Source organism: Pseudoalteromonas sp. J2K-J031, assembly GCF_058197095.2.
Map to the genome: position 1 here is coordinate 3309640 of NZ_CM200279.1, position 13092 is coordinate 3322731.

General features: G+C 40.0%; 13 protein-coding genes. 7 read left to right on the top strand and 6 right to left on the bottom strand.

The features are described 5' to 3' along the window. Window positions 1–109: 109 nt before the first annotated feature. The 4 genes from AC3KZC_RS15135 to AC3KZC_RS15150 all read left to right on the top strand — a co-directional run bounded on the left by AC3KZC_RS15135 (window position 110) and on the right by AC3KZC_RS15150 (window position 2981). Window positions 110–616 (top strand): SPOR domain-containing protein, encoded by a 507-nt coding sequence (locus AC3KZC_RS15135; RefSeq protein ID WP_490577746.1) that lies wholly within the window; start codon window positions 110–112, stop codon window positions 614–616. Between the two features lie 80 nt (window positions 617–696). After that, window positions 697–1215 (top strand): ATP-dependent protease subunit HslV, encoded by a 519-nt coding sequence (gene hslV / locus AC3KZC_RS15140; protein WP_490577747.1) that lies wholly within the window; start codon window positions 697–699, stop codon window positions 1213–1215. A gap of 12 nt (window positions 1216–1227) precedes the next feature. After that, a complete protein-coding gene (gene hslU / locus AC3KZC_RS15145; protein WP_490577748.1) occupies window positions 1228–2553 on the top strand; it encodes an ATP-dependent protease ATPase subunit HslU in 1326 nt (441 codons plus the stop codon). Window positions 2554–2609: 56 nt separating this feature from the next. Then, window positions 2610–2981: a gamma-butyrobetaine hydroxylase family protein gene (locus AC3KZC_RS15150; RefSeq protein ID WP_490577749.1), complete on the top strand. Its 372-nt coding sequence runs from the start codon at window positions 2610–2612 to the stop codon at window positions 2979–2981. A 9-nt stretch (window positions 2982–2990) separates the two neighbouring features. Here AC3KZC_RS15150 and AC3KZC_RS15155 read toward each other — a convergent pair whose 3' ends face one another. Genes AC3KZC_RS15155 through AC3KZC_RS15165 form a run of 3 tightly spaced genes read right to left on the bottom strand, consistent with a single transcriptional unit; the run spans window position 2991 to window position 6502 of the window. After that, on the bottom strand, window positions 2991–4871 hold the full coding sequence (locus AC3KZC_RS15155) for a methyl-accepting chemotaxis protein (RefSeq protein ID WP_490577750.1): 1881 nt from the start codon (window positions 4869–4871) through the stop codon (window positions 2991–2993). 57 nt (window positions 4872–4928) lie between these two features. Beyond that, entirely contained in the window at window positions 4929–5981 is a 1053-nt protein-coding gene (locus AC3KZC_RS15160) for an MJ1255/VC2487 family glycosyltransferase (RefSeq protein WP_490577751.1), read from the bottom strand. After that, window positions 5978–6502, bottom strand: a complete 525-nt coding sequence (locus AC3KZC_RS15165) for a phosphatase PAP2 family protein (RefSeq protein WP_490577752.1) — start codon at window positions 6500–6502, stop codon at window positions 5978–5980. Before AC3KZC_RS15165 ends, AC3KZC_RS15160 begins: the two co-directional genes overlap by 4 nt. Window positions 6503–6677: 175 nt before the next feature. On the opposite strand from AC3KZC_RS15165, the gene rraA reads away from it, so the two are divergent. Both rraA and AC3KZC_RS15175 read left to right on the top strand, forming a co-directional pair. Next, window positions 6678–7211 (top strand): ribonuclease E activity regulator RraA, encoded by a 534-nt coding sequence (gene rraA, locus AC3KZC_RS15170; protein ID WP_490577753.1) that lies wholly within the window; start codon window positions 6678–6680, stop codon window positions 7209–7211. Continuing rightward, entirely contained in the window at window positions 7208–8266 is a 1059-nt protein-coding gene (locus AC3KZC_RS15175; RefSeq protein WP_490577754.1) for a formimidoylglutamase, read from the top strand. The genes rraA and AC3KZC_RS15175 overlap by 4 nt, the downstream gene beginning before the upstream one ends. Window positions 8267–8274: 8 nt before the next feature. Here AC3KZC_RS15175 and AC3KZC_RS15180 read toward each other — a convergent pair whose 3' ends face one another. Next, on the bottom strand, window positions 8275–10092 hold the full coding sequence (locus tag AC3KZC_RS15180) for an EAL domain-containing protein (protein ID WP_490577755.1): 1818 nt from the start codon (window positions 10090–10092) through the stop codon (window positions 8275–8277). Window positions 10093–10140: 48 nt separating this feature from the next. After that, entirely contained in the window at window positions 10141–11370 is a 1230-nt protein-coding gene (hutI, locus tag AC3KZC_RS15185; protein WP_490577756.1) for an imidazolonepropionase, read from the bottom strand. 137 nt (window positions 11371–11507) lie between these two features. Between hutI and hutC the strand changes: the two genes are divergently transcribed. Beyond that, a complete protein-coding gene (hutC, locus tag AC3KZC_RS15190) occupies window positions 11508–12224 on the top strand; it encodes a histidine utilization transcriptional repressor HutC (protein WP_490577757.1) in 717 nt (238 codons plus the stop codon). 28 nt (window positions 12225–12252) lie between these two features. Here the strand turns inward: hutC and AC3KZC_RS15195 are convergent, their stop codons facing one another. Further along, a complete protein-coding gene (locus tag AC3KZC_RS15195) occupies window positions 12253–13053 on the bottom strand; it encodes a Rossmann-fold NAD(P)-binding domain-containing protein (protein WP_490577758.1) in 801 nt (266 codons plus the stop codon). Window positions 13054–13092 lie beyond the last annotated feature (39 nt).

Here is a 13092-nt window from a genome sequence, read left to right on the forward strand (position 1 = left end):
ATGCTTTGCCCTATTCAACGTAAAGCATTAATACATTCGCAGTAAAATGTATTAGAATAGCAACCGGAATTATTTTCTTCTTGCTTAAAAATAAAAGTATTAAACACCTATGGCACAACACGATTATATTAACAAAAACCGTCCGACAAAAAAAAATGCTCCTGTAAAAAAGAAGCTACCAACAAGCCTTATTTTACTCGCTGTTTTATTAGTGTCCGGCCTCTCATATGGGCTGTGGTATATCAGTAATCACCAACCGGCTACCACGCCAGACAGTGGCGCTCAAAAGGCAGTCACAAAACCTGTTGAGCCAAAACCTCAAACGCCAAAATTTATTGAAGAAATAAAACAACATGAAGTGGAAGTAATGGTCAAGGAGCAGGAACAAAAAGGCCCATACGCCCTTATTTGCGGTTCATTTAAAACCGATGACCGCGCACAAAGCCAAAAGGCCCTAATTGCATTTGAAGGAATAACCTCTGAAGTGCGCCAAAGCCCCAATGGCTATTATCAGGTAAGAGTCGGGCCTTATAGCACCAAACGAAAAGCTGAAAGCGAGAAAAATAAACTTAAACGAGCCAACGCTGCACGCTGTGACATCATTAATTGGTCTTGATATCTCATAAATTACCCCCATTAATTGCTTCATATCATATTAAACGAGTGACATAGTCACTCGCTTACAAAGGAATAACGATGACTACGATTGTGTCTGTACGCCGTGATGGCAAAGTGGTAATTGCTGGTGATGGCCAAGTGTCTCTTGGTAATACAGTAATGAAAGGCAACGCAAAAAAAGTGCGCCGCCTATATAACGGAAAAGTACTTGCAGGATTTGCTGGCGGCACCGCAGATGCGTTCACTTTATTTGAGCGCTTCGAAAGCAAGCTCGAAATGCACCAAGGCCACCTAACCAAAGCCGCTGTCGAAATGGCAAAAGATTGGCGCAGCGACAGAGCCCTTCGAAAACTCGAAGCATTACTTGCCGTAGCCGACCATACCGCGTCATTTATTATCACAGGCAATGGTGATGTTGTGCAGCCAGAAAACGACCTAATTGCGATTGGTAGTGGCGGTGCTTTTGCACAATCGGCTGCAACCGCCCTATTAGAAAATACCGAATTAAGTGCTCGAGAAATTGCAGAAAAAAGCTTAACAATTGCTGGAAATATCTGCGTCTATACCAACCACTTCCAAACAATTGAAGAGCTTTAAGAGGAATAAATTATGTCAGCTATGACTCCAAGAGAAATCGTACACGAGCTAGATCAGCATATTATTGGCCAAGCTAACGCTAAAAAAGCGGTTGCTATTGCACTTCGAAATCGCTGGCGCAGAATGCAGCTACCTGAAGATTTACGCGCAGAAGTAACACCTAAAAATATTTTAATGATTGGCCCAACCGGTGTAGGTAAAACTGAAATTGCACGTCGCTTAGCAAAACTTGCCAATGCGCCTTTTATTAAAGTAGAAGCAACAAAATTTACGGAAGTCGGTTATGTGGGTAAAGAAGTTGATACCATCATTCGTGATTTAGCCGACATAGCCATCAAAATGGTACGCGAACAGCAAACTAAAAAAGTACGCCATCGCGCAGAAGAAGCCGCTGAAGAACGTATTTTAGAAGCGCTATTGCCAAGTGCCAAAGACTCTTGGGGCGAAGTTGAAACAAAAGATAGCTCAACACGCCAAACGTTTCGTAAAAAACTACGCGAACGCCAATTAGACGACAAAGAAATTGAAATTGATTTAGCTCAAGCCCAAATGGGAGTTGAGATTATGGCGCCTCCAGGCATGGAAGACATGACCAATCAATTACAAAGCATGTTTCAAAATCTAGGTAATGAAAAGCGCAGTAAACGTAAACTAAAAATTAAAGATGCGTTTAAACTGTTAGTAGAAGAAGAAGCAAGCAAACTACTAAACCCTGAAGAATTAAAAGAGCAAGCCATTCACGCAGTCGAACAAAATGGTATCGTGTTCATCGATGAGATTGATAAAATCTGTAAACGAGGCGAGTCATCAGGTCCAGATGTCAGTCGTGAAGGTGTACAACGTGATTTACTACCACTTGTAGAAGGCACAACAGTAAGCACGAAACACGGCATGATTAAAACAGATCATATCTTGTTTGTCGCATCAGGTGCTTTTCAGATGTCAAAACCTTCTGACCTCATCCCTGAGTTACAAGGCCGCTTACCCATTCGAGTTGAATTAAGCGCCCTAACAGCGCACGATTTCAAACGAATTTTAACCGAGCCAAATGCCTCTCTTACTGAACAATACCAAGCTTTAATGGGCACCGAAGGTGTGAAAGTTGAATTTAATGAAGAAGCCATAGAAAAAATTGCAGAAGCCGCTTGGCGCGTCAATGAAAAAACCGAGAATATCGGTGCACGTCGCTTACACACTGTGATGGAAAAGCTAATGGAAGAAATCTCTTATGATGCATCAGAAAAATCAGGCGACCACATTGTAATTGATGCTGCGTTTGTTACTAAATACCTCGGTACTTTAGTTGAAGACGAAGACTTAAGCCGCTTTATTCTATAAGTTCAATTAAAATGCTGGGCCCTTTAAGCTCAGCATTTTTTTATGGAGACAACCCCATGCTGGTAAAAAAAGTGCATTATCATCAACAATCAAAATTACTCGATATTTTTTTTGAAAATGATGTTCAAACTACCTTTACCGCTGAGTTTCTTCGAGTGCACTCCCCTTCGGCTGAAGTACGGGGTCACGGCCCTAATACAGCTAAGTTAGTTACCAATAAAAAAAATGTATCAATAAGTAAAATCAATGCCGTTGGGCATTATGCAGTGCGATTAGTTTTTGATGATGGCCATAATTCAGGTTTGTACAGCTGGCAATATTTACACCAGCTAGCAACTAATCAAGAAAGCCTTTGGCAGCAATATATAGAAAAACTCTCAAGCAGCAACGCCACTCGAGAGCCTTTAATTAATATAAAAATGGTCTAATGCTGCGTTTTATACTTTAAATTTAGCAATAGCGCGATGTAAAACTCGCGCCTGTTCAGAAACCTCTTCGCTGGTATGCGCATTGGTTTGCGCATGAACAGAAGCCTGCTCAGCAATATCGCGGATCCTCACTACATTTTTATTTACTTCTGAAGCAACTGTATTTTGCTCATCAATTGCAGTCGCTATCTGTGTACTCATATCCATAATGGTTTGTACATTTTCAGTAATAAATACCAGTAAATCACCTGCTTTTCGTGCTTGATTTGCGCTTTCGTCGCCCTGAGTACGACATTTATTCATTAAGCTAACCACTTCGCGTGTCCGCCCTTGTAAGCCTGTAATAATGCCTTCAATTTCCTTAGTAGAATCTTGAGTCCTTTGCGCAAGCGAACGCACTTCATCAGCAACCACGGCAAAACCACGACCTTGCTCACCCGCTCTTGCAGCTTCAATTGCCGCATTAAGCGCTAACAAGTTTGTTTGTTCTGCGATTGCTCGAATAACATCTAATACTGAACCAATTGTTTCCCCATCTTTTTCAAGCTCACTCACCACAGTTGCAGCCCCACCTAAGGAGTCACTTAATTGTGAAATAATTGCCACGGTCGAATCAACTTCACTTTTACCACGTCTCGCACTGTCATTGGTATCTTCAGCTTTTTTAGCAGCCGCTTCGGTATTAAACGAAATATCTTGAATTGTGGCTTGCATTTGGGTTGCAGCGGTCGCCACCATATCTGCTTCATGCAATTGATCTCTCATCCCATCACTTGTTGCTGCGGTTGTCTCGGCTAAATTATCGGTTGCGACACCTAATGTATTAAGTGCTGAATTGACTTCAAAAATCAGGTTTTTAAAGTCATTAATCAAACTATCAAAGTCTTGAGTTAGTACCGACACTTCATCTGAACCATCTGACTTAACAGTAAGCGTTAAATTATTATTACCTCTAATATCCTTAATAACGCTACATACTTTATTGATAGGAGCAATAATTGAGCGACTGGTTAAATAAACTAAAAATAAAACAATGACGATTGAAACAGCAAAAATACTCACACTTACCACTTTAACTTGTATTTGGCTTTGCTCTATTGACGCTTCTGTTGCTTTAACTAGTGACTGAATAAATTCATCATTTGCATCAGCGCTAACAGTGAGCTCACCTAAAGCACCACTTGTTAGGGTCAAGCCCAATTTTTTTTGTGCCGCTACCAAGCCTGAAAATTTAGTGCGGTAATCAACTAATAAAGCTAATAGCTTTGATTTATTACTATCACTTAAATCACTTTGAGAGACAGCATCAGAAAATGAGGCAATATTTCCTTCAAATTTTTGTAAGTACTTTTCATCCAAGCGCAACATAAAATCTTTTTCATCACGTCTTAGTTGCAACATATTACTCAGCAGTTGGTAATTACTTTGCTGTTTAAGCACTTCTTCTACTTCGTGTACAGCAGCACGTAAATCACCATACAAGGCATCTTTTGGGTCTAGACCGATGGTTTTTTGGAGTTCAATCACTGAATTGAACTTAGTTTCATATATTCCGACAAGATTTTTTAATCGATTTATTTGAGCTTTATCAAATCCTATTTCATCAAACAAAGACTCTAACTTTATAATTTTTGCTTGCATATTATCTGATTGCTCAGCAAATTTTGAGAGCGAACCTTCTTGTTTATACGCTAAAAAATTCTTTTCATGCTTACGCATTTCCAACTGTAATATGCTGAGCTCTTCTGTTGTTTGAATTGTTTTATTTAATAGAGTCATATTGCTTATCTCATTAAGCAAAACAAACAATAAAGCGAGCATTGCAATAGCAATGATCCCTGCATTGATTTGTAAGCGCATTTTAATAGACAAACGTTGCAGTAAATCCATATTAGCCTCAAGGGTATTTGTTCAATGACTAAAGTATAGAAAACATTTAAAAATTAGCTATGTTGATGCCTCGTTATTTATATGAATGCCCTGCCATAATTGCCGATTTAACGCTGTAGTATCATGCCATTGTTTTGCATGTAGCCAGTCAATTAAAGGTTTAGGATCAGATGGAAAATTAACTTGTGCAATTTCAGGTGTGGCTAGCCAATAAGCCAGTGCATCTGCATCTAAATATTGCATGACACTCGCCAGCCCCATTTCACTTAACATTAAAGCGTTAGAGCTTTGCTCAAACTGTCCCTCAAGAGGCTTGAGCAATAACTTTTTACCAAACCATAATGCTTCGCTGGACAGTTCAAAACCGGCATTAGCAATTACACCAATTGAACTGGCTAAATCAGCTAAAAATGAATTTCGCGAGGGTTTTCGCAAATGAATGTGCGCTAAAGACATGTTATCTGCATCTGGGTGATAACAATAAAACTCAAAATGTGGGAATTCATTTAATAAATTAACCACTTCACTTAATGCTTCAAAAGGTAAATAAACCAGCACTTTATTGCTAATTGCCATATGAGCGCTTTTTTCCTGTTCTGTACAAATAAAGGGGGGAATTATATTACTGGCTAAATCTTGCCAATGAACTCCCAAGTAAACATCTGCTGGAGCAAACTGGCGGATCATTGTGCGAGTTAAACAATTACTGCCAATAATTGGAACTTTTGGTGAGAGAAACGCAGCCTGGTGACTCATAGCAATAACTGGCACTTTCTGGCGCCTAGCGGCCCATGCTGTAATAGGTTCAAAGTCATTTAATACTAAATCATAATCAGTTAAATTTAGGTTTTTTACATCTTTCAAAAACTGACCTACCTTTGCTTGGCGCAGTGTTTGCCAACTATTAACCTTGCCATTGCACGTTACAAAAGTGAGACCTGTGCGAGTTTGGTACTGACCAAACTCTTCCATATCAAAATACAGTTCAGGGTCTCGGCCTGAGAACAAATAATCAACGTCGACATTATGCTTTTTAAATGCTTTGGCCATAGCTCGTGCCCGAGTGGTGTGGCCATTACCCGTGCCTTGAATACCATATAAAATTCTCATAAGGCGCCAGTGATCTGTAAACTTAAATGAGCACAGCCATAACCCATTAATGACCCTAGTATGATGTCAACAGGATAATGCACCCCAAGCATCACTCTAGAAATTGCAACGCTTGATGCCCAAACCATTAACAATGGCCACAATTGGGGATAAAAAAAACCAACTATAGTAGCAAACAACCAGGCCGCAGCGCTGTGACCCGATGGTAAACTAAATTGATCGCTTGGTTTGATATACGAAAAACCACCTTGCCAATGGCAGGGTCGAGTTCGTTTAAACATATTTTTTAATAAATAATAAAAGGGTCTTTCAATTGCAAACCCGAGCAGTAATACATTGAGCATTAATAATGCACGGTTGTCATTTTGATAAAGTAAGTAACTGGCAAGAAGCAAATAAACAAACCCATCTCCTGTTCGAGAGAGATTAACAAATAAGTGCTGCCACCATTTAGGCGCATTCGGCTTAAACAATCCTTTAAAAATCGCATGATCTAACTGTGTAATTTTGACCAGTAACATAAGATTTCCCTCTTAGTTTTAGATAAGACTAGATCTTGGAGATAACAATTACATGAAGATTTCAAGACATTAATATTTCTATCTAAATTGTTCATATAATTGATTGTATTGCAGTGGTGTAAATGTATACTGGGCTCCAATATGTGTTTTATATGACCACCAAAAGGATCAACTCATGCAATACAATACTTCAGAGTTATGTGACCAATTTGCCGATTTAGTCGATGTACTCGAACCTATGTTCGTTAACTTTGGTGGCAGAACATCGTTTGGTGGCCAAATCAAAACCATCAAATGTTTCGAAAGTAATCAATTGATCCGCACAACGTTAGAAAAAGATGGGACTGGCTTAGTACTTCTTATTGATGGTGGTGGTTCAACACGTCGAGCTTTAATTGACATTGAGCTTGCTGAATTAGCACTTGAAAATAATTGGGAAGGGATCGTGGTTTACGGTGCAGTACGCCATGTTGATGAACTAGACGAACTTGACCTTGGAATTCAGGCAATTGCATCTATCCCTGTTGGTGCTGATGATAATAACAATGGCGAAGCTGGCGTACCGGTTAATTTTGCCGGTGTATCCTTTTATGATGACGATTTTATCTATGCCGATAGCACAGGTATTATCATTGCGCCTGAAGACCTTGAAGGGACGGATACAGATGACTTAGTTGAAGACGATTTTGAGGATTCTGAAGTACAATGAGTTACCGGTTAAATGTCTATTCTGAGCAACATTTAGCACCTTACTTAAGCAAACGCGCTGGTGAAAAGCGCGTTGGTGAGGCGCTTTTTTTTATCAATACTCAAGTAGACTTTGACCAGGCCCTACTTGATGCCAATCATTTTGGCATTAAGTACGTATTAGTAGGTATTCCTGAAGATATTGGCCCTAAAGCTAATTGTGGCCAAGGCGGTGCGCAATTAGGTTGGAAAGCGTTTTTAAGTCGCTTTGTAAATCTGCAAGCTAATCGACACTTTCCTGCGGAACAAGTTTTGTTACTGGGCGAAATCGAGTTAAGTGATTTACAACAACAAGCCGACAGCTTAAACCCCGCAATTGCATCAGAACTCACAGCCTTACGTGCGCTTTGCTCACAAGTAGATGATGCTGTTGAGCCTGTGATCCGCGCCATCTTTAATGCCGGTTTAGAACCCATTATCATCGGTGGCGGTCACAATAATTGCTTTCCTATTCTAAAAGCGCTGGCAACAAGTAGCCAAGGACAAGTTAATGCTATTAATCTTGACCCACATGCAGACTTTCGCGCAATTGAAGGGCGCCACAGTGGTAATGGCTTTCATTACGCTTACCAAAATCAGTTTTTAGCTCATTATCATGTAATTGGTTTACATGAGTTAAAAAATAACGAAGCGATTTACACCGCCCTCGAACAAGCCAATTTTGGTTATGATTCTTATCAAAAAATAAAAGTACGCCAGCAGATCACATTAAACAAAGCGTGTTTTAATATTAAACAAACTTTTGAGCGCAGCGAGCTACCTGTTGGGGTTGAAGTCGATGTAGACAGCATTTCTTACATGCCAGTTAGCGCATTTACTAATTGTAGTTTTTCGGTGAGTGAAGCTGAGCAGTTTGTATTTAATATGGCTTCTCTTAAATACACTCGATACCTTCATTTATGTGAAGCAGCACCAGCACAACATGCTGCAGGCTTATCGCAAGGCCTCAATGAAGCAGGCCAAACATTATGTGCTTTAGTTTATGCCTATTTAATGGCGCGTACAGCCATCAAATAATACCGTTATTAATAAGGTTTTTGTTGATGATCAAGCTTATGCTGCCATTGACCAAGCCATGCAGTTACCCCAACAACACTCAGTGGACGTGTAAATAAGTAACCTTGTGCAGCATCACATTCTAGCCCTTCAACAAACTCTAATAATGCACTTGATGCCACACCTTCAGCAATCACCTTACTCTCAAGATTAGAACACATAGTAATAATGCCCCGTAATAAGTTGCGAGTATTAGAGTTATGGCTTAACTCTGTGATCAATACATCATCTAATTTCACATACTGAAGTGTTAGTTTTGGCAATTGTGTCAATAAAAGAGGGCTCACACCTAAATCATCTAAACAAACAGGAATATCCATTGCTTTTAAGCGCTTTAATATAGCTGAGCCTTTATCCTCCAAGGTGAGTAATACATTTGCAGGGCATTCAATAATTAAACATTTAGGATTTAGTTGATGCTCACTCATTAACAGGCTTAGATGCTCAATCATCTCATCATTAAAAAGTTCTGAACCAAATAAGTTAACACTCACAGGTACGTTAAAATCGGCTATTTTAAGCATTAATGCCGTTTTGGCTGCTTTTTCTAACACCCACTTAGTCACGCTGTAAGATAAGCCTGCAATTTTGATTTCATTAATAAAGGCACTTGCATCAAGCAAGCCTTTTGTTGGGTGATTCCATCGTAGTAGTAACTCAATAAAAACAATTTCTTTGGTTTTTAGATTAACCACCGGATGAAAATACAGTTCGAAATCCCGTTCATAATCGACTTGATCAAGCAAACTAATTTTAGCAAGCTGCTCATTACGTAATTCCGACATGGCAGGCGAATATTTACTTAATACATCATTCTTTTTAAGGCCGACATCAAGTGCTAAATAAGCTCGTTTTAACTGCTCCTCAAGCGAGATAGCATGTTGTGGCATCACCTCAACCATCGCAGCGCGTAATTGAGTTTGCATCAAACAACCTTTAATACTAATTGGCTGATTTGAAATCTGAATAAGCTGCCCAATTAGTTGCTCATAAAGGTGCTGTTGCCCTGTATTTGTGATTAAAAAAGCATATTCAACACTATTAAGATGACAAAAATAGCACTGTTTGTTGTGTAGATAAGCGATCTCAAGCAGTTCAGGCGCCTTTAATACCGTATTAATTCTCGATGTAAGCTGTACTAACAATAAGTCACCAAAGTCATGCCCTAGTTTTTGATTTATTTCACTAAAACCATCAAATTTAAAAACAACAAGATGAGCCAAACTGTTTGAATTTTTTTGCCAATGACTAAATTTTGCTTTGAACATTGCGCGATCTGGATAGCTTATTTTTGTATTTAGGTTATCAATAGCAGGCTGTTGTGCTTGCACCAAAGGTGCTGGCGATGAGCTATCTAAGTCCATTAATAAACTTTGAACCAGTAAGTAAACAATACTCGACAGTGCTAAGTAATTTGGGCTTACAGAGATAAAATTTACAACAGCAAAAGCCACTATCGCACAGAGTAATGCGCTATAGCTGGCAACGGCTGCACGGCTATAACGTTGGTTATCTTTAAGTTCAAAAAATAGCTGTACCAGTATTGCAAAAATCACCAACAAAAAGACTAACGGCTCTTGAAAGCTCAAAAAAGCGAGAGTCACCAAACCCACATTAATATTGAGAATGCGCGTAACCGTATTTACTCGCAGCTGCAAACACAAAAGCCATGCAATCAATAACATCCCAGCTAAAAAACTGGTGGGATTAAACATTGAATTATATTGGGCTGCCGATAAATCGAATGAAATCAAAATAACAGCGAAGAAAAAAAACCATCTATGCATGGCATTGTGTCCTTTAAAACCTAATGAGCGCGATGTGCTCGCTTAACCTTAGCGTGTAATGGCTGTTTTTCCGTTAATCCACAGCTGCGTTAATGGATTAACGCCAAATTGGTATGCCAGCTCGGCTGGGTGTTCAATGTCCCATAAAGCCAAATCAGCCCGTTTTCCAACTGACAACATGCCTCGGTCTGAACATCCGAGTGCTTTTGCTGCGTGTACTGTCACACCAGCCAACGCCTCTTCAGGTGTCATTCGAAAGAGTGTACACGCCATATTCATCATTAACTTAAGTGAACAAATTGGCGAAGTACCTGGATTAAAATCTGTCGAGATTGCAATCGGTACTTGATATTGTTTTAGTAATTCAATAGGTGGAAGTTGCGTTTCTCGTAAAATATAAAAAGCACCGGGTAATAATACAGCCACGGTACCTGCATCAGCCATTGCCTTTACCCCTGCTTCATCTAAAAACTCAATATGATCAGCTGATAAACCATTAAACTCAGCAACCAATTGCGCGCCAGCTAAATTAGACAACTGCTCGGCATGAAGCTTAACGGGTAAACCCAGCGACCTCGCTTTTTCAAATACTTTGCGAGTTTGAGCATTACTAAAACCTACGCCTTCACAAAATGCATCCACCGCATCAGCCAAACCAAGCTCAGCTATTTTAGGTAGCATCTCCTCACATACTAAATCAATGTAGCCATCTGCATCACCTTTGTATTCAGGTGGTACAGCGTGCGCACCTAAAAAAGTCGTTTTTACCGTAATAGGATGATGTTTATCAAGCAGCTTTGCCACTTCTAACATTTTAATTTCAGTTTCAAGATCAAGACCATAACCCGATTTAATCTCTAAGGTTGTCACACCCTCATTAAAAAGTGCCGTCAGACGTTTATTAGCAGCAACAAATAAGCGCTCATGATCCGCTTCGCGCGTTGCTTTGACGGTCGAGACTATGCCACCACCTTGGGCTGCAATTTCTTGATAAGACACGCCTTGAAGTCGCATTTCGAATTCTTTAGCACGCGAGCCACCAAAAATTAAATGCGTGTGGCAATCAATTAAACCGGGCGTGAGCCACTTGCCTTTGCCTGAAATAACCGGTGTTGCTAGGGTATCAAATTCTGGTAGCGCAGATTTAGGACCCAACCAGGCAATATGACCATCAAGCAATGCCACAGCAGCATCATAAATAGCACCGTAAGCATTAAGGTTGCTTGGGTCCATAGTGGCAAGATTTACATCAATGATAACCTGATCAAAGTAGCGCATTTTTTCATCCAAAGAGTCACAATTAAACAATAATTTAAGTCTTTCAACATCACTTGTATATACAATATTTCTGTGCCATTGTTGAGAATAACTTTGTACGTACTTGCAATATTGTAAAGCAAAACGAAGGGAAATCGATGTTAGAACCTAAATTTGCCCAAATAAAACAACATATTATTAGCAAAATCAAGTCGACTGAATGGATAGAACATAGCCGTATTCCTTCTGAAAACGAACTAGCAGATCTCTTTTCAGTCAGCCGAATGACGGCAAGGCGGGCAGTAACGGAATTAACCGAAGCCGGGGTTTTAACGCGCAATCAAGGAGTTGGGACGTTTGTCGCAAGCTTTAAGTCTCAATCGTCTTTGCTGGAAATTCGCAACATTGCTGATGAAGTCAAAGAGCGAGGCAGTGCTTACAGTTGTAACCCCGTTTTACTTGAGTCTATACACGCAATTGCGCCTATCGCCATCGCCCTTGGCGTTGAAGTCGATAGCTTGATTTATCATTCAGTCCTTATCCATTTAGAAAATGAAAAACCATTGCAAGTAGAAGAGCGCTTTGTTAACCCCAAATTTGCACCCGCGTACTTGCAGCAAAATTTTGAATTGATTACACCTCATGAATATTTGTGTCAGGTTGCCCCACTCACTGAAGCACGCCATACAGTTGAAGCTATCAGTCCTAACAGTGAAATGTGTAACTGGCTTGCACTTTATAATGAAGAACCTTGCTTACAAGTGATTCGACGCACTTGGTCATCTAACGACATAGTGAGTTTCACTCGTTTAGTTTCACCGGGCAGCAAATACCGCTTAGGCGGTCATTTAACATTTAAACATAAAAATAAATGACGGCTCACCTCTTAACTGGCAGCCACTGCTAGCACTGTGTAAGCGCATCAGACAAATTGCGGAACTGATAACTAAACCCTAATTTTTCGAGAGCAGAGCCATCGATAATCCGCTTTATTTGCTGTTCCGATCCAAATGTCGGGGCTAACGTCCCTAACTGTCTACACGCTTGTTGATAAAAATCAGCTTTATTACTGTGCTCAGGCAACACCACATTGTAAATTGCATCAGCATCACTCCAATGCTCTAAAATATGCACAATCGCATTACTGGCATCACGTTGGTGTACCATGTTGACACACTCGTTAGCGCTAGATGACAATTGTTTACCCGCCACAAACTGACCAGGATGACGTTTTGGCCCCATCAAACCCGCTAAACGTACTACTTTCCCAAAACCTGTACTTAACACCATTTGCTCCGCTTGAAGTAAACGCTGCTGATTAAGGGTTAAATCATGTAAATCAGATTGCTCATTAAAATGCCCCGTATCGCTTGGATACACCCCTGTGGACGAGCACAGTAAAAAGCCTTTCATAGATTGCGACTGTGCTAATTTTAGTGCGCAAGCTAATGCTGCTAAATAGTTTGAACTGTCACGGCGAAAACCTGGCGCAATACAACAGACCCAAAACGCATTAGGGCAATTAATATTGTGGTTTAAATTTTCGCCAGAGAGCGAAAAGTGTTGCACTCCAAGTGTTGCAGCTTTTTCAGGATCGCGAATGGTGGCACTAACCTCATACTTTTTCACTAAAAGCTGTTGCTTTAAGTCTTGCCCCAACCAACCATGCCCCAAAATTACACACTTTTTCTCATTATTTTTCATTAACATCGAGATTAACAACTAGTACTCAATTTTTAGATA

Coding starts and splice junctions, on each gene's coding strand:
- AC3KZC_RS15135 (WP_490577746.1), top strand. CDS start 110: ATGGCACAACACGATTATATTAACAAAAACCGTCCGACAAAAAAAAAT.
- AC3KZC_RS15150 (WP_490577749.1), top strand. CDS start 2,610: ATGCTGGTAAAAAAAGTGCATTATCATCAACAATCAAAATTACTCGAT.
- hutC (WP_490577757.1), top strand. CDS start 11,508: ATGTTAGAACCTAAATTTGCCCAAATAAAACAACATATTATTAGCAAA.
- AC3KZC_RS15160 (WP_490577751.1), bottom strand. CDS start 5,981: ATGAGAATTTTATATGGTATTCAAGGCACGGGTAATGGCCACACCACT.
- AC3KZC_RS15165 (WP_490577752.1), bottom strand. CDS start 6,502: ATGTTACTGGTCAAAATTACACAGTTAGATCATGCGATTTTTAAAGGA.
- AC3KZC_RS15195 (WP_490577758.1), bottom strand. CDS start 13,053: ATGAAAAATAATGAGAAAAAGTGTGTAATTTTGGGGCATGGTTGGTTG.
- hslU (WP_490577748.1), top strand. CDS start 1,228: ATGTCAGCTATGACTCCAAGAGAAATCGTACACGAGCTAGATCAGCAT.
- hutI (WP_490577756.1), bottom strand. CDS start 11,370: ATGCGCTACTTTGATCAGGTTATCATTGATGTAAATCTTGCCACTATG.
- rraA (WP_490577753.1), top strand. CDS start 6,678: ATGCAATACAATACTTCAGAGTTATGTGACCAATTTGCCGATTTAGTC.
- AC3KZC_RS15180 (WP_490577755.1), bottom strand. CDS start 10,092: ATGCATAGATGGTTTTTTTTCTTCGCTGTTATTTTGATTTCATTCGAT.
- AC3KZC_RS15155 (WP_490577750.1), bottom strand. CDS start 4,871: ATGGATTTACTGCAACGTTTGTCTATTAAAATGCGCTTACAAATCAAT.
- hslV (WP_490577747.1), top strand. CDS start 697: ATGACTACGATTGTGTCTGTACGCCGTGATGGCAAAGTGGTAATTGCT.
- AC3KZC_RS15175 (WP_490577754.1), top strand. CDS start 7,208: ATGAGTTACCGGTTAAATGTCTATTCTGAGCAACATTTAGCACCTTAC.